Source organism: Pedobacter sp. GW821-FHT01D05, from assembly GCF_059422505.1.
On record NZ_JBWKXA010000003.1, the window covers coordinates 115770 to 136842 of the forward strand.

Consider the following 21073-nt stretch of genomic DNA (forward strand, 5'->3'; position numbering starts at 1 on the left):
TCTGTTGAATATCCTATTTTTTACAATTAATGTCTATTTTTGACTAAACATATTTGATAAAAATGTACAACATCTTAAAATCTGCGCACTCTGGATGGCGCTACATCGTATTAATTCTATTGGTTATTGCTGTAATCAATGCTTTGTCGGGCTGGTTTGGTAATAAAACTTACACGGAAGGTAACCGTAAGCTGAATGTATTTACGCTGATCAGTGCACACATTCAATTCCTGATAGGTTTGGTGCTTTTTTTCTTAAGTCCATTAACAAAATTGCCGATGAGCGATGCCATAGGCCGTTACTTTAAGGCTGAGCATACTTCAATGATGCTTATTGCCATTATTCTGATTACCATTGGTAATGCAAAATCGAAAAAGGTAACAGAAGCTGTAGCAAAACACCGTACTATTGCCGTATTCTTTGGATTGGCATTGATCCTGATCATTGTTGCCATTCTGCTGATGGTTAAAGCTGTGCCTGGTAGATCGTTTTTTGGGGTGTCTTAAGTGGTTAACCGCAAAGCACACTAAGTTTTTCGCAAAGAGGCGCAGAAGCGTTATTCGGATATTAATCTTTGTGTACTTTGTGCTTTCACTCTGTGTCCTTTGCGGTTAACGGATATTTATTTTCATAATTATTTCCGTTTTTGGAAATTCTTTATATTTTTGTTGCTCATGATCAACAATATACATACATGGCTTTGGCAAAGTAATTCAAATGAATTGCGCTGGCTGCGTATGAACAAAATATAGTTTATCAACCTAAACCTTATTAAAGAACCATTAAAGCCCGGCGTAGAACCACACGCCGGGCTTTTTATTGTTAAAAAATACGAAATGCAAACCTTAAGCCCTATAGCTTACACCATTTACCTTTATCATGTATAAAATTAATACCACTTACAAAAAAATGCTTGCCGATACCACAACGCCAGTGAGCATTTATTTACGCTTACGTGATGTGTATCCTAACAGTATCCTGTTAGAAAGTTCTGATTACCACAGTAGAGAAAACTCGATGAGTTTCGTTTGTGCAGATCCGGTAGCGGGAATTATTTTAAAAGGATCGCGATTGGAGACTTATTTCCCTGATGGCGCCGTAGAGATTACCGAAAGTAAAAACCTGATCGAAGAAATTACCGATTTTAAAGATAAATTCAGAGAAACGGAATTACCAGAAATCAAATTTATTTCGAGCGGTCTGTTTGGCTATTTTACCTGGAATGCTGTACAACATTTTGAAGATATAAAGTTTAGCTCCGAAACCCCTGAGGGCGAAGAGATTCCGGAAATGCAGTACCACTTGTATCGTTATATCATCGCCATCGATCACTTCAAAAATGAAATTACCCTTTTCAAAAATACTTTCGAAGGAGAAGAAGAGGGCGGGCTTGAAAAAATGGAATACCTGATCCAGAATAAAAATTATCCTGAATATAAGTTTCAACTTCGTGGCGAGGAAAGTTCGAACCTAACCGATCAGGGTTTTATGGATCTGGTGGAGAAACTACAAAAGCATATTTACCGTGGAGATGTTTTTCAGATTGTGCCTTCAAGAGCATTTAAACAGGCTTTTTCTGGTGATGAATTTAATGTATACCGTTGCCTGCGTTCCATAAACCCATCGCCTTACCTGTTTTATTTTGATTATGGGAATTTTAAATTGTTCGGTTCTTCACCAGAGGCACAGATTACCATCAAAAACAATTCGGCCAACATTTTCCCAATCGCAGGGACTTTTAAACGTAGCGGAAACGACATCGAAGATGCCGAACAGGCCCGTAAATTAGAACAAGACCCGAAGGAAAGTGCAGAACATGTTATGCTGGTTGATCTGGCCAGAAACGACTTGAGCAGGCACTGTAACCGTGTTGAGGTAAAATCTTTTAAAGAGGTACAATACTATTCGCACCTGATCCACCTGGTAAGTAAAGTGAGCGGTCATTTGCAGGAAAACGTAAGTGCTTTTAAAGTAGTTGCCGATACCTATCCGGCAGGTACCTTAAGTGGTGCGCCAAAATATAAAGCTATGCAATTGATTGACGAAAACGAAAAGCTGGGCAGGAATTTTTATGCAGGGGCAATCGGTTTTATGGGTTTCAATGAAGATTTTAATCATGCCATCATGATCAGGACGTTTATGAGCAAGAATAACGAACTGCATTACCGTGCAGGTGCAGGTATTGTGGCCGATTCTGTTCCCGAAACTGAAATGCAAGAGGTAAACAATAAAATTGCGGCTTTGCGGAAAGCGGTGCAAATGGCAGAGGGAATATAGTTGGACTGAGGAATTTTTAGCTTGGAGTGAAATCCGTTAACAGGAAATAAAATGGAAAATATAGATAAAAAAACCGTCTTAGTAATCGATAACTATGATAGTTTTACCTACAATCTTGTGCATTTAATTAACGAAGTTGGTTATGAAGCAGAAGTTTGGAGAAATGATAAATTCGATCTGGCCGATGTAGAAAAGTACGATAAAATATTACTTTCACCTGGGCCTGGCATTCCGGAAGAAGCTGGTTTGTTATTGGATGTAATTAAAACCTATGCACCAACGAAGAGTATTTTTGGGGTATGCTTAGGCCAGCAAGCTATAGCCGAAGTTTTTGGTGGCACTTTATTGAACTTAGGCAGACCAATGCACGGAATTGCTACACCGGTAACTGTTGTAGATGGTGACGAACCGTTGTTCTGGGAATGCCCGCAAACCATAAATGTTGGCCGTTACCACAGTTGGGTGGTAAGTAAAGAGAACTTTCCTTCCTGTTTAAAAATTACAGCAAGAGATCATAAGAATGAGATCATGGCGTTAAGACATGAAACATTAGATGTTCGCGGGGTACAGTTTCACCCGGAAAGTGTATTAACCGAGTACGGAAAGCAGATGATGGAAAACTGGTTAACCTCAACCCCCTAGTGCTTATTCATCCGGTCGTCATCCTGAACTTGATTCAGGATCTTACTGGGATTAGTTAACTTTTAGATGCTGAAACAAGTCAGCATGACGGATTAGTAAAATGAACATATTAGATAAAATCGTATTACGTAAAAAAGAAGAAGTCGCAGCTGCCAAAGCTTTGGTTTCAGTCCAGGATTTAGAAAATTCGGTGCATTTTAAAAGAACACCATATTCTTTTAAAGAATTTTTATTGGCCGAAGACCGCACCGGTATTATCGCTGAGTTTAAGCGTCGCTCGCCGTCAAAAGGGTTAATTAATGGCCTTGCCGATGTAGCGGAGGTAACGCAGGCTTATAATGCTGCGGGTGCATCTGCACTTTCGGTATTAACGGATGTAGATTTCTTTGGCGGTAAAACCGACGATATCCTGGCAGCAAGAGCGGCAAACAATATCCCGATTTTGAGAAAAGATTTTATGATCGATGCGTATCAGATCCTGGAAGCGAAAGCCTGGGGTGCTGATATTATTCTTTTGATTGCCTCCATATTAACCCCTCAGCAGATCAACGATTTCGGAAAGTTTGCAAAAGACTTAGGTTTAAATGTACTGTTAGAAGTGCATAACCTGGAAGAGCTGGAGCGAAGCATCTGCCCCAATCTGGATGCCATTGGGGTAAACAATAGAAACCTGGGCGATTTTACAGTAGATATCCAAACCTCGTTCGATTTGGTAGATAAAATCCCGGGCGAATTTTTAAAGATTTCAGAAAGTGCGATCAGTAATCCACAAACGATTAAAGATCTAAAGGCTGCAGGCTTTAACGGGTTTTTAATTGGTGAGAATTTTATGAAGACGGATAATCCGGGTGTTGCAATAAAGGAATTTGTAGGGCAGATATAGATCGAGTTTTATAGAAAAACCGTCATTTCGGCCGTAATGTTCCAGAAGAACTCCTTCGGAGAAGAAATCTTTAGATGGACTTGTTGTTAAAAGATTTCTCGGCTACGCTTTGCTGCGCTCGAAATGACGGAATAACGAAGCTTAATGGATTTACACGTTGGCAAATTCGTATATTTGCCTCAATTACATGGGAAAACAAAAAACATATGATACTGCCATTGTGCAGGAGCGGGCAATTTTAGTTGGAGTGGTTACACCTGGTGAAAAAGAAGCCCAAACAAAAGAATATTTAGATGAGCTGGCTTTTTTGGTAGATACAGCTGGAGGAAAGGTAGAGAAGGTTTTTACACAGAAGATGCTTAAACCAGAACGAGCTACATTTGTGGGTACGGGAAAACTGGAAGAGATAAAGGCGTATGTAAAATCAGAAGAAATTGATGTGGTGGTTTTCGACGATGAATTATCGCCGTCGCAACTGCGTAACATCGATCGTGAACTTGGCGTTAAGGTTTTAGATCGAAGCAATCTGATTCTGGATATTTTTGCCAACAGGGCCCAAACTGCACAGGCAAAAACACAGGTGGAACTGGCACAATTACAATATGTTTTGCCAAGGCTAACCGGTATGTGGACTCACTTAGAGCGTCAGAAAGGTGGTATCGGGATGCGTGGTCCGGGTGAAACGCAGATTGAAAGTGATAGACGTATTATTTTAAATAAAATCTCTTTATTAAAAGAGCGTTTAAGAAATATAGACCGGCAGAACGAAACACAGCGCAAGAACCGTGGTCAGTTAATTCGGGTTGCTTTGGTAGGCTATACCAATGTTGGTAAATCGACCATAATGAATATGCTGTCGAAATCGGAAGTATTTGCAGAAAATAAATTGTTTGCAACTTTAGATACTACAGTTCGTAAGGTGGTAATCGAGAATTTGCCTTTTTTACTTTCTGATACCGTTGGGTTTATCCGCAAGCTGCCTCACCATTTGGTAGAATGTTTTAAATCAACTTTAGATGAGGTACGAGAAGCTGATTTATTGATCCACGTGGTTGATGTTTCGCATCCCAACTTCGAAGATCAGATTAATACCGTTAACGAAACCTTGAAAGATATTGGCGCGATTGATAAAGACATGATTTTAGTTTTTAATAAGATTGATGCCTATGTTTCGCCAGAGCTTGACGATGAAGAGGATGATGGGAAGCTGACTTTAGAAGACTTTAAGAAAAGCTGGATGAGCCACGATAAAGTGCCTGTATTGTTTATATCGGCTACCGAAAAAGAAAACTTAGAAGAGTTTAAAACATTATTGTACGATAAGGTTAAAGCTGCCCATGTAGCGAGATACCCGTATGATAGTAATTTGTTATATTAGATTAAATTCCGTCATTACGGTGCGAAAATAAACCTCATAGGTTTTTAAAACCTATAAGGTTTCATCATAAAGGCGATAGATAAATACATTATGGAAAGTAAACGTCAGCAGAAATTTGCAGGAGTATTACAAGAGGAGTTAGCACAGGTTTTTCAGCGTGAAGGTGCTGCATTTTTGCCTAATACATTGGTAACCATTACCCGTGTTCGGGTTTCGCCAGATTTGGCAGTGGCTAAAGTTTACCTGAGCTTTTTTAATACCAATAACACCACGCTTTCTATCAATACAGTTAACGCACATTCTGGCGAAATCAGGTATAAACTGGGAAGCAGAATCCGCCATCAGGTTAGGGTGGTGCCAGAGCTTACTTTCTTTGTAGATGATACAAACGAGTATGTAGAGCGTATGGATCATCTTTTTGATAAGATTGCAAAAGAGCCCAGACAAAAAGACGAAGACAGCGAATAATCTTTGTGAGGAAGCTAAGGGAACCCGTTAATTTCTTCACTCATTTAATACCGGCATTAATTGCGATCCCGGCAGGTTATATATTGCTCCAAAAATGCAACACGCCTATTGAATATACAGCTGCCTGGATTTATAGCATCGGCACTTTTATCCTTTTCGGCGTAAGTGCCATGTACCATGGTTATCCGGCTACCGATTATGGCGTGCGTTTTTGGCAAAAATTCGATCATTGCTGCATTTATTTAATGATCGCAGGATCGTATACACCAACAGCTTTACTGGTTTTTGATGGCTGGTTACGTTGGAGTCTGTTCGCCATCGTTTGGATTATCGCTATTATAGGTTGCCTGCTTAAAATCTTTAACCGATTAAAAAGCACCGCTATTTCTTTATCTATTTATATTTTAATGGGCTGTTTGATTGTGCCTTTGCTGCAGAAAATGCTAGGTACCTTACCTATTGGCGCAATTTTCTGGTTGCTGTTTGGTGGCGTTTTTTACATTGCCGGAACCTATTATTATGCAAAGGATAAACAGCTGTTCAGGTGGATGCACAGTCACGAACTTTGGCACCTGTTCGTAATCGGAGGAGCCTTATCTCACTATATTTACAACTTCGTTTATATTTTTAAGTAATTTATAGATGCAAACTTTTGAGCAGATTATTCAAACGAATGCTTCATTGATCCATAAGGTGGTTGATTTTGATGTAGAACGGGATCAGCTTTTACCTTTAGATTTTACAGCAGCAAATACTGAATTAACGGATGAGATTCTGGATAATACCGATTTATTTTCTGCCTGGGTAAATGGAAAATTAATTGATAATAATGCCCGTTATGGAATTGGTGGTTATGACGAACACCGCACCATATATTCACGAAGTGCGCATTTTGATGCCGGAGAAGAAGCCCGCAGGTTACATTTAGGTGTAGATATCTGGGGCCCGGTAGGAACACCAATCTACAATTTTTATGATGCCACTGTGCAAAGCTTTGCCAATAACAACAACTTTGGCGATTACGGTGCAACCATTATCCTCGCTTATGAAATAGATGGGCTTAAATTTAATGCCTTATACGGGCATTTAAGTCTGGCTTCGTTAAATGATCTTAAGGAAGGTAAATTCATCCCTGCTGGGGCTAAAATCGCAGTATTAGGAGCAAAGGAAGAGAACGGTTACTGGCCGCCACACCTTCATCTCCAATTGATCAGAAATATGGAAGGATTAAAAGGCGATTACCCAGGCGTTTGCAGATTTAGTGAACGGGAAAAATACCTGGCAAACTGCCCCGACCCGAATTTGATTTTGAAGGCTACGTTTTGTTAGTTCTAACGACCGAGGCCACAGAGAAAAGGCACAGAGGTTTTTATTTGGTTAGCTACGGAGACACAGAAGGCGCAGAGTTTTAAAAGATTTCTCTACTTCCCCATCAATGTAAAAGGGGTACAACTTACGCTCCAGTTTGGGTGATGATCAATTTTTCCGTGTTTCTGTGCTTCCGTGGCAAAACAACTCCTCTGTTCTTTGCGAAAAACTTTGCGTTCTTTGCGGTTAAACCTGAATAAACCGTAAATTAGTATCATGAAAAACCTGCTCACCCTCTCTTTACTTTTCTGCTGTTCATTGGCCATGGGTCAGGTTCAGTTTAAATCGGGTAAAAGCGGTTTTGTAAACTTCCTGAGAGAGAATACCATTTATCCGCAATTCTCTAAAGATAATTGTATTCAAGGAACGGTAAATGTGAGTTTTAAGCTTAATGCACAAGGGAAAGTTTATTTTTCTAAAGTGAGTAAAGGAATATTATCTGATCTCGATGAAGAAGCCCTGCGTCTGGTGCGTTTAAGCAGCGGTAAATGGCAAGTTCCGGCAGGTTACGATACAACGGTTTCGATTGTTGCGCCGGTTAATTTCGTGCTTTCGGGCTATAATTGCGAAGGAAAATCAAATGAGGCTATTCAGGAAGCTATCCGTACTTATTTGGCAGAAGAAGGTTTAACCAACTCGGTAATCAATTTCTATAAAAACATCGACCAGGCAAAACCCGGACAAGAGGTTCAGATTATTGCCATTAAAAACCAGTTGGGCATTGATGATGAATATTTGGATGACAGGATAAAAATGGCCCTAAAGAAAATAAAACAGGGCGATAAACAAGGTGCCTGTGAGGATTTTTTATTTGTTAAATATATGGGGAGTAAAATGGCTGATGATTATTTAGCAAAGTATTGTAAGTAAATGAAGAACACCATCAGATTTTTTGCCTTATTGGATATCATCAGTATCGTATTGCTTGCTAAACAGTTTTGGCAAATTTTAACACACCTCAACGAAATCCCCGATCAGATACTTTCGCAGGCAAAGGTTGTTTTATTGTTGCCTTTATTCGTGTCGCTTTTTGTATCGGCAGCAGGTTTAATCTTGTTTAAGAAATTCGGTTTTATCACCTATTATATTCAGTTTCCATTTCGCTTGGTGGTCTGGATATTTTCTATCGGTTTTATTACTTTTTTACCAGAAGTGTTAAACCTCGGCGAGCGGTGGTTTGATATTTTATTCCGCATCTGTTTTATTGCCGAATTCTTCAGGTTATATTTTACGATTAAAATTCACCGCTCATTCTTCTGATACCTCAGGTAAAACTACCGTTATGGCAGCAGGCAGAATTTTTGCTTCAACGGTATTCACCTTGCCAATGTATTCTCCATCAACTTGGAAGTGAGCTTTAAGTTTCGAAGAAATCTTAACCTCAGCAGTTTGAAATACTTCTATTTTTTTAGGGTTGAAAGGTAATTTGGTGATCCATATCTTTAAGATCTCGAGATAAGAGTAATCTTTTACCAAAACCACTTCGAAAAGATCGTCATCTAATTTTCCATCTGGATTTATCTTCAGCCCAGAACCGTACATGGTTGCGTTCGCAATAGCCACCATTGCCGCTTTAGAAGTGATTGTTTCACTTTTAAGTTTCAATTGCACGTCCATTCTGCTATGATTCCATAAGGCATGCCAGGTAGCCTTTGCATAACCCCACATGCCGCGCTGGGGCAGGGTATCAAATTTCTTTACCAGATAAGCATTAAAACCTAAATCGGATAAATGGATGCAGATTTCATCATTAAGTTTAACTACATGGATTTTTTGCAAACGGCCTTCATCCAGAATAGCTAAAGCCAGTTCAATATCAGTTGGTATACCTAATTCTTTCGCCATTCCATTTGCAGAACCGGCAGGGATTATGCCAATCGGCGTTTCGGTATGTAACAGACATTCGGCAACCAGTTTTAAGGTGCCATCGCCACCAACGGCCACCACACGATCTGCTTTCGCAGCTTTAATCCTTTCTTTTATCTGCTCTAAAGAGCAGTCTTCCGGTAATTCGAATAAATCGATCTCTGTTTTTTTTACATCGAAATGGGTAGAAATTACTTCCTTTAAATTAATGTCGTGGCTGCCCGAGCCTGGATTGATGATGAATAATAATTTCATGTGTTACCTTATGGTTTACATCACAAACAACTTTTAATAAACTCTGTTTTAATACAGATGAATAAATCTGTTAGTGTTAAGGTATATCATGGCTATGGCCACGCACACAATTTGGTTGTTTATGGCCATGTTTTTAAACGCAAGGCAAAAACACGGCAGGTTTACAGCAATAATTTGTTTGTTAATATCGCACATCTTTTAAAGCTCTTCATCCTAAAACCTTATGCTTTTGTTGAGGTGCGTTTACAGTTTTTTGATCAAACAATTTACAATAAAACAGAAGGAGATGGCTTTTTTAAGTTCGAATGGAAAGCCGAGCATGATGTACCTGCGGGCTGGCATTTTGTTAAAGTAGAAGCTGTTGATAAAAACGGGAAAGTTTTAAGTTCGGGTGAGGGTAAGGTATATGTACCGCACATTACGCAATATGCCTTTATTTCGGATGTAGATGATACCGTGATGATTTCTCATTCGGCAACTATTGGGCGGCGGCTGAGAGAGTTGTTTATCAAGAATCCGCATACGCGTAAAACCTTTCCTGATGCAGCCAGTCATTATCAGCAATTGGCCATGTCGCATACTGAATCAGATCAGCCCAATCCTTTTTTTTATGTAAGCAGCAGTGAATGGAACCTTTACGATTATTTGGTCGAGACTTTTAGGTTTAACAAGTTGCCTGACGGTGCTTTCCTTTTAAATACCTTAAAACGGTGGAAAGATTTAGTTAGAACAGGTAAAACAGGGCATGAGGGTAAATTATTAAGGGTAATGCGGATTTTAGATGCCTTCCCCAAACAGAAGTTTGTGTTTTTTGGCGACAACTCGCAGCAGGATCCAAAAATTTATTCAACAATAGTGGAGAAATATCCAAAAAACATCGAAGCAGTCTACATCCGTAATGTTCGTCCTGAAAAAGAAGTAGAAACGAGGGAATTGCTTAAAAAAATTGAAGATAAAGGGGTGAGGGCGTGTTTGTTTATTAATAGCGGGGAAGCAATTGAACATTCTAAATCAATAGGATTGATACAATAGTTTCAAAGGGCGTCATTCCCGCGCAGGCGGGAACCATGCAGTGCTCAGCGAAGCTAATCTTAAGGCAACTTAAAATCCTACCAAGGCATTACGATTTCCAATCAAGTTGGAAATGACGCTGCAATATATTAATGTCCTTCCTGTCCCGATATCGGGGTCTTCTATTTAATCGGGGCTAGGTATAGTGTTTTTGCTATTGGGAACAGGCCACAGTTCAATAAACCCGACAGGAGCGGGCACCGAACGCAGAGAGATAAAGCGGATGGCGGGGCTTTCGGATCCGATAAACACCGAAGCCTGCTTTTCAAAAAAAGCTATCGTCATTGCTGACGAATAGGTGGAAGAAACTATCTTGAAGTTCAGGTTTGAATCAGGAAATCGATTTTCCGAAGGGTGTAAAAGCTAAATTCATCAACTTAAAATGCTGGCGCCCAAATGGGATACCTACAATAGTAATGCAAAGCAGGATACCAAAAAACAAATGGGTTAAAGCAATCCAGAAACCGCCGCATAAAATCCAGATCAGGTTCATAATGGTAGAAAGGCAACCTGTGTTTGATGAGGTATCGGTTATTTTAACGCCAAAAGGAGCAAGGCCAACAATGGCAAATTTAAAACATTGGATACCAAAAGGAATCCCCACGATGGTTAAACATAGGATTATGCCTCCAATAATATATTCGAAAAAAATAAAGATACCGCCAAAAATAATCCAGATAATATTGCCTAAAAAGTTCATTAAGTTTTTTAGTTTAAGATTTAATAATGGATGTTTTGTTACAATTCATTTAATACATACTCATGTATTCTTTGTAATTTAGAATTACACACAAAAGAAACACAACATGAAAAAATTAATTCTTGCAGCGGCACTTGTCGCGTGCTTTGGGCTGTCGCGTGCCAAAGCCCAAAATGTAAATGGCGTGAAATTGACCGATATCCATGTGGATTATATCCAGATCCGTGCAGTAAAAAGTTTTTTGGCCGATAAACAATGGATTGCGCTGGAGCATGGCCAAAAGGTAGGCGATTATAGCGAACTGTACATCAGAGATGATAAGGATAAAAAAATCGAATTTAATTCAGCAATTGATGCGGTGAACAAAATGAAAGCCTATGGCTACGAGTTGTTTAGTGTTTACACAGAACAGATAGACCCATCGTCAAACCGACCAGTATATGTGTTAAAGCGGAAATAAGAATTATTTTCATGATAAATAAGAAGAGGCTATATATTAATATGAATTTGTTATAATGAGGGGTAATTTATTGTCTAAAATCAATATTAGTGACAGGTGAATTTAAGAGAAATAATATCGTCATTTCGACTGAAGCTTACCGATTTTCCATCGGTAGCGTAATGGAGAAATCTTTAAACTTTTCGGTAACATAGTTTAAGATTTCTCCACTCCGCATTGCTTCGGTCGAAATGACGATCTTCTATGGAGTCTGTCAATAGTAGCTGTCGAAGGACTTACTAAATTTATAGCAAGGCGTTTCACTTCGACTTTGCTCAGTGCAGGCTAAGCTCAACGTTACAGATTCTTATAAGCTAGCTTCTTTTAAGCGCTCAACTTATATAAAATCCAGTGTATTAAACTTTTTATTTAAAATATCAGCATTATTTACATCCAGCCATTTATCTAAAATGGTACCATAAACCTGTCTGAAATCCAATTGATATTTTAAATCACCTGTATCTAAGTCACTTAAATTAGGTGCAGCGTTAAAAATTCCTTGTTTCTTCAATTTTCCACCAAAAACAAACATATTATTTGCTGTTCCGTGGTCGGTGCCGTTACTGGCATTTTGTTCTACCCTGCGGCCAAATTCAGAGAAGGTAATCACCAGGGTATCCTCCAGTTTATTGTTCGATTTTAGATCTTTCAAAAAAGCAGCCATACCTTCACTATATTGTTTAAGCAGATTGCCCTGTTGACCAATTTGATTTACGTGGGTATCAAAACCACTTAACGATACATAATAAACCCTGGTTTTTAATCCCGAAGAAATAAATTTAGAAACCGTTTTCAATTGGTTTGCAAAACCCGAAGTTGGGTAAGTAGATTTCGACTGGTAAATTTTGGAGGTATTCTGTATATAACTGGCAGAGGATGAAGTTTCGATCATCGTTTTATACAAATAACCTAAATTATCTTCGTCTAAATGTTCCTTATCATTCTGCAACATGGCCTTAAAAAAGGGATCATTTGTATTGCGGAACAGAGCCGCAGGATCTTTTAATGCAATTCCTTTTTTGGTTTGCCCTTTCATGGCCAGAGAAAGTGAGTCGTCTACTTCTATTGCCGTGTAAGGGAATTTGCAGGTTTGGCAATTGCTATCTAAATAACGGCCAATCCATCCGGTTGATAAGAATTGATTGCTATCGCTACCCGTTTGCCAGATATCCATCGAACGGAAATGCGAGCGGTCGGGGTTAGGGTATCCAACATCGTTAATGATAGTCATCCAGCCTTGGTCATAAATTTCTTGCAAGGCGGCCATGTTCGGGTTTAGCCCTTGCATGTCGTTCAGTTTAATTACCTCTTCAGGTTTAATGGCAATACTTTTTCTTTTTTGGTAATAAATATCATTTCCGAAGGGAATAACCGTGTTTAAGCCGTCATTTCCACCAGAAAGCTGTACCACAACCAGGTTTTTGTATAGGCTTAGCTCATCAAGCGCCATGGCCTCAAGCGGTTTCATAAAAGCTGGAACAAATAGCGAACCTGCTGCAACGAATCCTGTATTTCTTAAAAAATTTCTTCTGTTCATCTTGTTAGTCTTTGATGGGTCAATGGTTTTATGGTCAATGGTTTATGGCTTGGGCGCTTAGCTAATCGGCTATTGACCATCAACCATTGACTATTAACTGTTCTCTAGCACAACTGATACTCGGGCATGCTGGTAATTTCTACTGCCGTACTCCGCAATCCTTTATTATCGCTTACCATTGTTGTTATTTTGGTATTTAATTTCGGTTGTAATAAAAACTCGGTAAGTTCCAATGGCGTTAATCCTTTTGGTAAAGTATCTAAAAATTTAGGCCAGTCTGCATTTGCGTTTACATACGATTTTGGTTTCATGTTGGCATTTGCATTGGTGGTAGCTGTTCTGCTTAAGGCAATTACGGCTTCATCTTCAGGATCGGCTTTGCCACTGAAATCGATTTCCCCGTCATTTAAAACAAGTGAAGGAATGCGCATCCTTAACATTAATGATGAACTATCAATCCAGCTTTGTCCGCCAGGCCAGCCCGCTACATTAGGTGGGTTAAATAAATATTGCCCCAAACTGCTTTGTAGCTGTATTAAAACCTGTGGTTTGTTATAGGTAACATAAAACTCGCGACTTAAGCCCACCAAAAATTCAGCGGGCGATTTAATTTTTGTGCCTACATTCTCTGGACTATAAAACCAATCTGATGTAAACATTTTTTTCATCATCGAGGCAATGTCGTATTTTGAATTGTAAAAATGGGTGGCAAGTTCTTTAACATGAGCCTCATTTGGATTATCGTTCACGAAAAATTTATATACTTTCCGGGCGATAAACTGTGCTGTTTCTGGTTTTTCGAGAATAATATCGATGATGTTTTCGCCCTCGAAATTCCCGATTTTACCGAAAAAAGTTTTTGTTCCAGGATCGTGCAGGTTTTGCCTGAAAATGAACGAGCCATCTTTATCGTACATCCAGCCGGTAAAAGCGCGGGCAGATTCTTTAATGTCCTGCTCGGTATAATTTCCTCTTCCCAAAGTGAAAAGTTCCATAAGTTCACGTGCGAAGTTCTCATTTGGTTTACCTTTTCTGTTCTGCTGGTTATTCAGGTATTGCAGCATTGCAGGCGACTTGGAGACCTCAACCAATAAAGTTTTAAAGCTGCCAAGGGCATTTGTTCTTTGGATATTATTTAATTGTTGTGCAAAAAATGGGTTGTTGCTGCGGCAGGCAAAATGGCCATGCCAAAAAAGGGTCATCTTTTCCCTCAGTGGGGCACTGGTATTGATCATTTTGGTAATGAAGGCAATATTCAGATCGCGGCTCACCTCGTTCTGTTCGCGTACAATCTGCTGGCGCATTTTCTTTTCTTCATCGGTCAGGTCTTTTTTCGAGTATAAACCTGCCTGTACCAAAAGCTGTCGTTTCGATTCGTAATCGTTCACTAAATTGATTGGATCATCTTTTTGGGAATCTTTAAGCAAGTTGTCCACCACTTTATCAAGATTTTTTTTGCTCAATTTTTGTAAGTCGGCATAAGAAAGCCCGAAGCCCGCCCGGTTGTAAAGATGTTTTACTTTTAAGAAATTATCTTTTGCACTCATAATAGACTGTTTTACAGTATGACATATTTAAAACGCCAGGGTTTAATCTTTGTTTTCTTTCTTATTTTTGTTTATGTTTTTTCAGTTACTAGACGATAACCCAGGCTTCCCAGATCCGGCTTTGGCAGAAGAGGATGGCTTACTGGCCATTGGCGGTGATTTAAGTACGGAGCGATTGCTAATCGCCTATTCGAATGGTATATTTCCATGGTTTAGTGAAGGCGAACCAATTCTTTGGTATTCGCCACACAAACGCTGTGTGATTTATCCCGATAGAATCAAGATCAGTAAAAGCATGCAGAAAATTTTAAATCAGGAAGTTTTCAAGATCACCTTTAATCAGGCTTTTGCCGAAGTGATCCGCAATTGCGCAACTACCAAAAGGAAGGGACAGGATGGTACCTGGATTACCAACGAAATGCAAGATGCTTACATTAGTCTTCATCAGCAGGGCTATGCGCACAGTGTAGAGGTTTGGCAGGCTGAGCAGCTGGTGGGAGGCTTATATGGTCTAAAAGTAAACCGTGTTTTTTGTGGCGAAAGCATGTTTAGCCATGTAAGCAATGCCTCAAAAGCAGCATTGATTTTTTTAAGTAAAATGAATATCGATTTAATTGACTGTCAGTTGCCGAACGATCATTTAATGCGTTTAGGCGCTGAAATGATAGAACGGGAATTGTATATGGAACTGCTTCAGGCTCCTTACTGATATCCTTGCGTTTGAGGTTTATTTGGAGCGCATTTGAGTACAGCTATTTAGGTTTCTTCCCGCTTTACGTTTTATCCCGACGAAAGGATCGGGATGTTCACTGCAATCGGGGCTAGGTGGCCAGGGCTGGCATTACAATTATTGTTGAAGGATTTATGCCTAAGAGGTTAATTTTTTTGTGGCTTTTGTAAATCTAAGTCAGCATTAATGTTATTGTCCGCTATTCCCGTCAATTAGACCTTGTTCGCGCATTGCATTTTCTATCCGTTTATCTGGAATAAACCAGATGCAGGCTACAGAGAAGTAGAGTGCAACGCCAATCCATGGGTTTATAAAGCTTAGTGCAATGCCTCCGATATAAAAAAGTAATGAGAATTTCCCTTTTGCATCATTCCCAATGGCATGTACCACAAGTGAATGCTGACCTTCTGTTCTTTTGATGACGATTACCAACAGGGTGTAGGAAATAGCGGCAAGCAGGAGTACAGCACCATAAATTATAACCGGCCATAAGGCAAAATGATGTTCGCCCATCCATCCGGCTGCTACCGGGAATAACGAGAGCCAGAATAAAAAATTAAGATTTGCCCAAAGCATTGATCCGTTTACTTTTTTAACCGCATGCAGTAAATGGTGGTGATTGTTCCAGTAAATACCTACGTAGATAAAACTTAAAACATAGCTGATGAATTTTGGAATAAGCGGTTTTAAGCTTGCTAAAGTTTCGCCATGCTCGGGAACCTTGATCTCCAAAACCATAATGGTAATGATAATTGCAATTACCCCATCACTAAATGCTTCTAATCTGCCTTTGTTCATAAAAAAAATCGACGTTAAATTAGGTACAATTATCAGTCAAATTATCTTATAAAACAAAACCCGCAAGCTTTTGGCCTGCAGGTTTCTTCTTGTTGTTTTGTTGAAATTATAATTCTCTTACCCAGATGTTTCTGTAACTGATTGCAGGACTTGGATCGCCGTGATCTTGTAATTTGATTGAAGAAGGACCATGTTTTTTATATTCAGGTGCACCAATGTATCTGGTTTCTCCTTTTAATACAAATCCGTTCTGTAAAAGCACGCCGTTTAAAAATACGGTAACACTAGCTGGTTTTTGTACGGTTCCATCTTCATTAAAACGTGGCGCGTTCCAGATGATATCATAGTATTGCCATTCGCCTGGTTTCTTGTTGGCATTAGCTAGTGGAATCGCTTGTTTGTAAACACTGCCCGTTTGTCCGTTCACATAGGTTTTGTTGTTGTATGCATCCATAATCTGGATTTCGTAACCGTCATCACCGCCACCTGTTGATGCCAAAAATACCCCGCTATTTCCACGTGCCTGACCTTCGCCAGTTATGTTTTCAGGGATTTTCCATTCCATGTGCAATTGATAATCGGTAAACTTTTTATTGGTTTCGATATTACCAGTACCTTTTTTTACCGTGAAAAAACCATCGTCGATTGTCCATGCAGCTGGTTTAGATGGATCTTTAACAGAATGCCATGCATCTAAATTTCTGCCGTTAAAAAGAATGGTAGCATCAGATGGTGCATCCTGAGGCAATTTGCCTGGTGTAACAATTTTAGGAACGGGTTCCCAAACCTCGGTTGTTTTTGGGTCTTTGGCAGGATCCGGTTTCTTGTCTTGTGCCATAGCTTGCCCTGCAAAAAGTGCAGGAATAAATAATAGTGTGTACTTGTTCATGATTGTGGTTTAACTTTTAAAGTTAACCAGTTTATTAAGAAAAGGAAATTTCGTATTTAAAATTTTACCCCAAATCGTCAACAACATAGGTTTCACTTATAATCACTTCATCAGGGGCAATATCTTCTTTACGCTGTTCGGCCAAATCGCGCATTGGGCAATAACCCGTGATGCCGCGGTACAGTAATCCCGCACCAATTGCTGCACCCGTAAGCCCAATTACAGGATGTGAAAAAATGCTGGTGATGCCTTTAAAGAGTAAATATGTTCCTGCAGCGCCAGATAACCAACGCTCAGATTTTGAAACGTTTTCGAACAATTCTGGATACTTCCAGGCTTCCTTAACATTGTTTACAGCGGTATTAAAATCTTGATTTGTCATGATGGTTAAATTTATGTTCTACTGTATAACAAGTAAGAAGGAAATGAGTTTTGAAAAGAATTTTAAATATATTAGTGCCGTAAAAATTTGGATTTACGTGTCTATTGTTTTGCCACGGAGACACAGATTAACACGGAAAACATTTATCTATTTGCTATAGCTCAACTTAATTTGTAGGAAATCGATATTGAATTATAAAACCACACGCCTAATTTCGAGAGTTGATTTGCCGAAATTTAAAATGAGCCCAACTTTGCAACCTGAACATCTTAAATAGTTTAGAGTTTGCGCTATATCGGCGCTTGCAATAGCGCTTTTTGATTTAATTTCTAATATTACCGCATCGAATATAATAAAGTCGGCATAAAAGCTATGGGGTAGGAGAATACCTTTATAATAAATTTGGTATAACTTTTCTCTTTCGTAAAAATAATCCCTGTTTTTTAGTTCTATGCAAAAGGCATCTTTGTAAACAATTTCTAAGAACCCACACCCTAAATGGCTATGGATCTCAATAGCTGCATTAATGATTAGATCAGTTTCATTTTTTAACGGGAAGTTTGATTGACGAATTTCCATTCCAAGAGACTTAATAAAGGTTTAAACTTATTAAGTTGGGATGTAGCCAAATATACTAAATCTATAAAGAATGCAAATCCTAATTCCGTGATTTCCGTGCCTCCGTGGCAAATTTCTGGCAACTAATTCAATATATCGCGTATATCTTCTTTGCTTAACGATTTAAAGAAACTTTCCTCGGTTGTAATTAAAGAGTTCGCGAGCGATTTTTTACGGTTCTGTAAGGCCAATATTTTCTCTTCAACGGTATCTTTTGCAATAAATTTGTAAATGAAAACCTTTTTATCCTGACCAATACGGTGCGTTCTGTCGATGGCTTGTTGTTCTACTGCCGGGTTCCACCATGGATCGAGGATAAAAACATAATCGGCCTGGGTTAAGTTTAAACCTACGCCGCCTGCTTTTATAGAGATTAAGAAGACCTTCAGTTCGCTATTCTGCTGAAATTCTGAAACAATTTCGCCACGGTTACGGGTTGCACCATCTAAATAAGCAAACGGAATATGCTCCGCTTCGAAATGTTTTTTGAAGATATCCAGGTGTTTTACAAACTGAGAAAAAACCAAAACCTTATGTCCGCCTTTAAGGACATTATCTAGTGTGTGGATTACGTTTTCGAACTTTCCGGAATCTGAAACATAGGCACCATCAATCATCACAGGGTGGTTGGCCAGTTGACGTAGGGCGGTTAACCCTTGTAAAAGCTGTACCTGTTTCTGTGCGAAGGTTCCATCGTCCATGCTCTGCAATAAATCATTGCGGTATGCCGATTTTGTTTTTTCGTAATAAGCAGCCTGATCTTCGCTCATATCGCAATAAATTACCTGTTCGGTTTTAGGCGGTAATTCTGCTGCTACTTGTTCTTTCGTTCTACGCAGCACAAATGGTTTGATGATCGATTGCAGTTTGCGCGCTTTTTCTTCGTCCTTTTTCTTTTCTATCGCTTGCACATATTCTTCGTAGAAGAATGCCTGTGTACCCAATAAACCAGGGTTTAAAAAAGTTAACTGCGACCATAAATCGCTTACTGAGTTTTCTACAGGTGTACCGCTCAGAATCAGTTTATGTTTAGATTTTAAGCTTCTAACGGCTTTGAACGATTTGGATGCCGGGTTTTTAATGTTCTGACTTTCATCGAGAATAATGTAGTTGAAATAAAAGTTTTTCAATTCATCTACATCTACTCTGGTTACCCCGTAAGTGGTAATGATAATATCGTAATTGGCAAAATTGGCCACATCTTTATTTCGGTTGGTGCCTGTATGAGCCAGTATTTTAAGCTTTGGTGTAAACTTTTTAGCCTCTGTTAACCAGTTGTAAATTAAAGAGGTAGGCATGATGATGAGCGAGGTCGTCTGCGTTTCAAGCAATTGGTCATCTTCCTTCACCTTTTGCAGCATGGCCAATGTTTGGATGGTTTTACCCAAACCCATATCATCGGCCAAACATCCACCGAAATTGTATTCGCGTAAAAAACTGAACCAGTTATAACCGGCTTTCTGGTAATCGCGCAAACTGCCTTTAAAATGAACAGGCATCTGCGTATCGGCAATATCCTCAAAGTCTGATAATCGCTGCAACTTGCGTTCAAGCGTAACATTAGCCAGGCTATCTTCAGCCAAATCATTGATGAGGCCAATATGGTGTTTCTTTAATTTTAGCGTTTTTCCGGCCTCGGCCAAACTGAACAGACTACCGTATTGCGTAAACCATTTATCTGGAATAATGGCTACTTCACCATCGGGCAATAAAAATTCACGCTTTTTATGTAGAATATGTTGCTTTAGTGAAAGAAAAGGAATCTGATATTTTCCGAACCATACCACGGCATGGATATCGAACCAATCGTTTCCTTCTTTAACTTCAAGATCTATTTTGCTGGCGCCGAAAACAAATTTTTTCTGCCCTGTGGCCTGTTCAATTTCAAAACCCGATGCCTGCAAAATTTCGATATGCTCGTTTACCCAATTTATAGCCCCGTAACTTGGATTTTCGTCGGCAGAAGCTACTTCCAGGTTGCTGAATAAAGAGCTCGTTTTTTTTAATCCTAACGATAAGAGCAAATTAAACTGCTTTTTCTCCCATTCTGCCGAACGTTTGATGCGGTGGAAAATATAGTTATCGGCAGTTTTTTCTAAACGTACAGTTACTTTGTGTGCGTTTTCTACAGGGAAAGTATACTCGCCGTATTTAAAATATAGCTGAATTTGAGAAAGACCACCATCTACATATAAAACTTTAATTACCGGTGTTGCCTCAAATTGTTCGGTTCTGATCTCGAAACCTTCGGCGTACACATGGTGCTTTTCTATTAAAGGAGCTACAAACTTTTCAAAATAAGTGGCTTCGGTTGTTTTGGGTATGGCAATAAAGCGTTTATTTAAAAAGGGCTGCAGTTTTTTTCCTTCAATATCCTGATCAAAAAAGTATAATACATCATTTAGTAATAGCCATGCAGGTTTATTGCTGATGATCTGTGCTTCTTTAAACATAAATTCGATACGCAGATTCTGATATTTGATGGTCGGAAAATAGCGTGTTTCAGTTTCATTCCTTCGGAAATGAAAAAGAATAGATGCAGGCTCATTGGCCAGTTCGATTTTGCGTTCTACCGGCCAGCCATCTTTGTCCATTACATAAAGCTCGTTTTTTACCTTTAAAAGTTCTAAAGCTTCGGCAAGTTTCTTTTCGATTTTAGGACGAACATTTTCATAAAATTTATTGTCGAAAATTTTAGTGAAAAACTCGGTTGGCCTGATCAGCTTTTTATAATATTTTTTAATCAGCGAGTCTTGCTCAATGTCATCTAAAATCTTGATCAGCTTATAATCAATATCACTTAAGCAGGCATTAAATTCTTCTGCTGTATGTGTAAAAATCCGTTGATAAGTAAAAGAAAAATCTCCCTGCGGATTGAGCTGAACAACGTGAGGTTCAATTAAATAGCCCAAGTACTCATGTTTGCACAAAGAGTACACCACTTTACAGGCTTTAGAACTATCGACACGTAACATTGATTGGTTTAAAATTTTTTCTAAGCTAAGCGCTTAAAAAACTTTAAACATACAATATTTTGAGGTTACATCAAAAAGAAGTAGCGGTTTTTGAGATAAAATTATCAGTTTTTTATCGGAATTTAAATGAGCGGTTAATTGCCAACATTGGATGGAGAACCTATTTGAAGTTAAAGGCAGATAAATATTA

Annotated in this window: 22 protein-coding genes; 13 read left to right on the forward strand and 9 right to left on the reverse strand. The window is 39.0% G+C overall.

The genetic code is table 11. The features are described from left to right. Positions 1-62 precede the first annotated feature (62 nt). The 10 genes from AC07VK_RS12625 to AC07VK_RS12670 all read left to right on the forward strand — a co-directional run bounded on the left by AC07VK_RS12625 (position 63) and on the right by AC07VK_RS12670 (position 8276). On the forward strand, positions 63-506 hold the full coding sequence (locus AC07VK_RS12625; RefSeq protein WP_426327184.1) for a cytochrome B: 444 nt from the start codon (positions 63-65) through the stop codon (positions 504-506). A gap of 373 nt (positions 507-879) precedes the next feature. Beyond that, the gene (locus AC07VK_RS12630; protein WP_209434961.1) at positions 880-2277 is read left to right on the forward strand and encodes an anthranilate synthase component I family protein; all 1398 of its coding nucleotides are present in this window, start codon (positions 880-882) and stop codon (positions 2275-2277) included. A gap of 51 nt (positions 2278-2328) precedes the next feature. Further along, entirely contained in the window at positions 2329-2919 is a 591-nt protein-coding gene (locus tag AC07VK_RS12635; protein WP_492952470.1) for an anthranilate synthase component II, read from the forward strand. A gap of 100 nt (positions 2920-3019) precedes the next feature. Continuing rightward, entirely contained in the window at positions 3020-3802 is a 783-nt protein-coding gene (gene trpC / locus AC07VK_RS12640; RefSeq protein WP_492960875.1) for an indole-3-glycerol phosphate synthase TrpC, read from the forward strand. 187 nt (positions 3803-3989) lie between these two features. Beyond that, positions 3990-5180, forward strand: a complete 1191-nt coding sequence (gene hflX / locus AC07VK_RS12645; protein ID WP_492960877.1) for a GTPase HflX — start codon at positions 3990-3992, stop codon at positions 5178-5180. Between the two features lie 90 nt (positions 5181-5270). Next, positions 5271-5648: a 30S ribosome-binding factor RbfA gene (gene rbfA, locus AC07VK_RS12650; protein ID WP_029274533.1), complete on the forward strand. Its 378-nt coding sequence runs from the start codon at positions 5271-5273 to the stop codon at positions 5646-5648. A gap of 5 nt (positions 5649-5653) precedes the next feature. Then, entirely contained in the window at positions 5654-6283 is a 630-nt protein-coding gene (gene trhA / locus AC07VK_RS12655; RefSeq protein ID WP_492952473.1) for a PAQR family membrane homeostasis protein TrhA, read from the forward strand. 7 nt (positions 6284-6290) lie between these two features. Next, on the forward strand, positions 6291-6977 hold the full coding sequence (locus tag AC07VK_RS12660) for a peptidoglycan DD-metalloendopeptidase family protein (RefSeq protein ID WP_492960879.1): 687 nt from the start codon (positions 6291-6293) through the stop codon (positions 6975-6977). 255 nt (positions 6978-7232) lie between these two features. Next, positions 7233-7886, forward strand: a complete 654-nt coding sequence (locus AC07VK_RS12665) for a TonB family protein (RefSeq protein WP_492960881.1) — start codon at positions 7233-7235, stop codon at positions 7884-7886. Next, positions 7887-8276: a hypothetical protein gene (locus AC07VK_RS12670; protein ID WP_492960883.1), complete on the forward strand. Its 390-nt coding sequence runs from the start codon at positions 7887-7889 to the stop codon at positions 8274-8276. On the opposite strand, the gene AC07VK_RS12675 is transcribed toward AC07VK_RS12670, so the two are convergent. Further along, complete coding sequence (locus AC07VK_RS12675) at positions 8265-9137, reverse strand: diacylglycerol/lipid kinase family protein (protein ID WP_492960885.1); 873 nt, start codon at positions 9135-9137, stop codon at positions 8265-8267. The genes AC07VK_RS12670 and AC07VK_RS12675 overlap by 12 nt on opposite strands. Before the next feature lie 57 nt (positions 9138-9194). On the opposite strand from AC07VK_RS12675, the gene AC07VK_RS12680 reads away from it, so the two are divergent. Then, positions 9195-10169 carry an App1 family protein phosphatidate phosphatase gene (locus tag AC07VK_RS12680; RefSeq protein ID WP_492960887.1) on the forward strand — a complete coding sequence of 325 codons (975 nt, stop codon included), beginning with the start codon at positions 9195-9197 and terminating at the stop codon, positions 10167-10169. 370 nt (positions 10170-10539) lie between these two features. Here the strand turns inward: AC07VK_RS12680 and AC07VK_RS12685 are convergent, their stop codons facing one another. Further along, positions 10540-10908: a YccF domain-containing protein gene (locus AC07VK_RS12685; RefSeq protein ID WP_492952479.1), complete on the reverse strand. Its 369-nt coding sequence runs from the start codon at positions 10906-10908 to the stop codon at positions 10540-10542. Positions 10909-11014: 106 nt separating this feature from the next. On the opposite strand from AC07VK_RS12685, the gene AC07VK_RS12690 reads away from it, so the two are divergent. Then, positions 11015-11368, forward strand: a complete 354-nt coding sequence (locus tag AC07VK_RS12690) for a hypothetical protein (protein ID WP_492952480.1) — start codon at positions 11015-11017, stop codon at positions 11366-11368. Between the two features lie 376 nt (positions 11369-11744). Here AC07VK_RS12690 and AC07VK_RS12695 read toward each other — a convergent pair whose 3' ends face one another. Beyond that, complete coding sequence (locus AC07VK_RS12695) at positions 11745-12944, reverse strand: DUF1501 domain-containing protein (RefSeq protein WP_029278263.1); 1200 nt, start codon at positions 12942-12944, stop codon at positions 11745-11747. Positions 12945-13048: 104 nt separating this feature from the next. After that, positions 13049-14491, reverse strand: coding sequence for a DUF1800 domain-containing protein (locus AC07VK_RS12700; protein ID WP_492960889.1), 1443 nt, complete (start codon positions 14489-14491; stop codon positions 13049-13051). 73 nt (positions 14492-14564) lie between these two features. Here AC07VK_RS12700 and aat point away from each other — a divergent pair, with 73 nt between their 5' ends. Then, positions 14565-15200: a leucyl/phenylalanyl-tRNA--protein transferase gene (gene aat / locus AC07VK_RS12705; protein WP_492952482.1), complete on the forward strand. Its 636-nt coding sequence runs from the start codon at positions 14565-14567 to the stop codon at positions 15198-15200. A 210-nt stretch (positions 15201-15410) separates the two neighbouring features. Here aat and AC07VK_RS12710 read toward each other — a convergent pair whose 3' ends face one another. The 5 genes from AC07VK_RS12710 to AC07VK_RS12730 form a co-directional block, all read right to left on the reverse strand. Next, positions 15411-16019, reverse strand: coding sequence for a TMEM175 family protein (locus AC07VK_RS12710; RefSeq protein WP_492952483.1), 609 nt, complete (start codon positions 16017-16019; stop codon positions 15411-15413). Positions 16020-16125: 106 nt separating this feature from the next. Next, a complete protein-coding gene (locus tag AC07VK_RS12715; protein ID WP_492952484.1) occupies positions 16126-16908 on the reverse strand; it encodes a 3-keto-disaccharide hydrolase in 783 nt (260 codons plus the stop codon). A 64-nt stretch (positions 16909-16972) separates the two neighbouring features. Continuing rightward, the gene (locus tag AC07VK_RS12720) at positions 16973-17290 is read right to left on the reverse strand and encodes a YgaP family membrane protein (RefSeq protein ID WP_029278253.1); all 318 of its coding nucleotides are present in this window, start codon (positions 17288-17290) and stop codon (positions 16973-16975) included. A gap of 192 nt (positions 17291-17482) precedes the next feature. Then, positions 17483-17869, reverse strand: a complete 387-nt coding sequence (locus AC07VK_RS12725) for a GxxExxY protein (RefSeq protein ID WP_492952485.1) — start codon at positions 17867-17869, stop codon at positions 17483-17485. A gap of 122 nt (positions 17870-17991) precedes the next feature. After that, entirely contained in the window at positions 17992-20883 is a 2892-nt protein-coding gene (locus tag AC07VK_RS12730) for a DEAD/DEAH box helicase (protein ID WP_492960891.1), read from the reverse strand. Positions 20884-21073 lie beyond the last annotated feature (190 nt).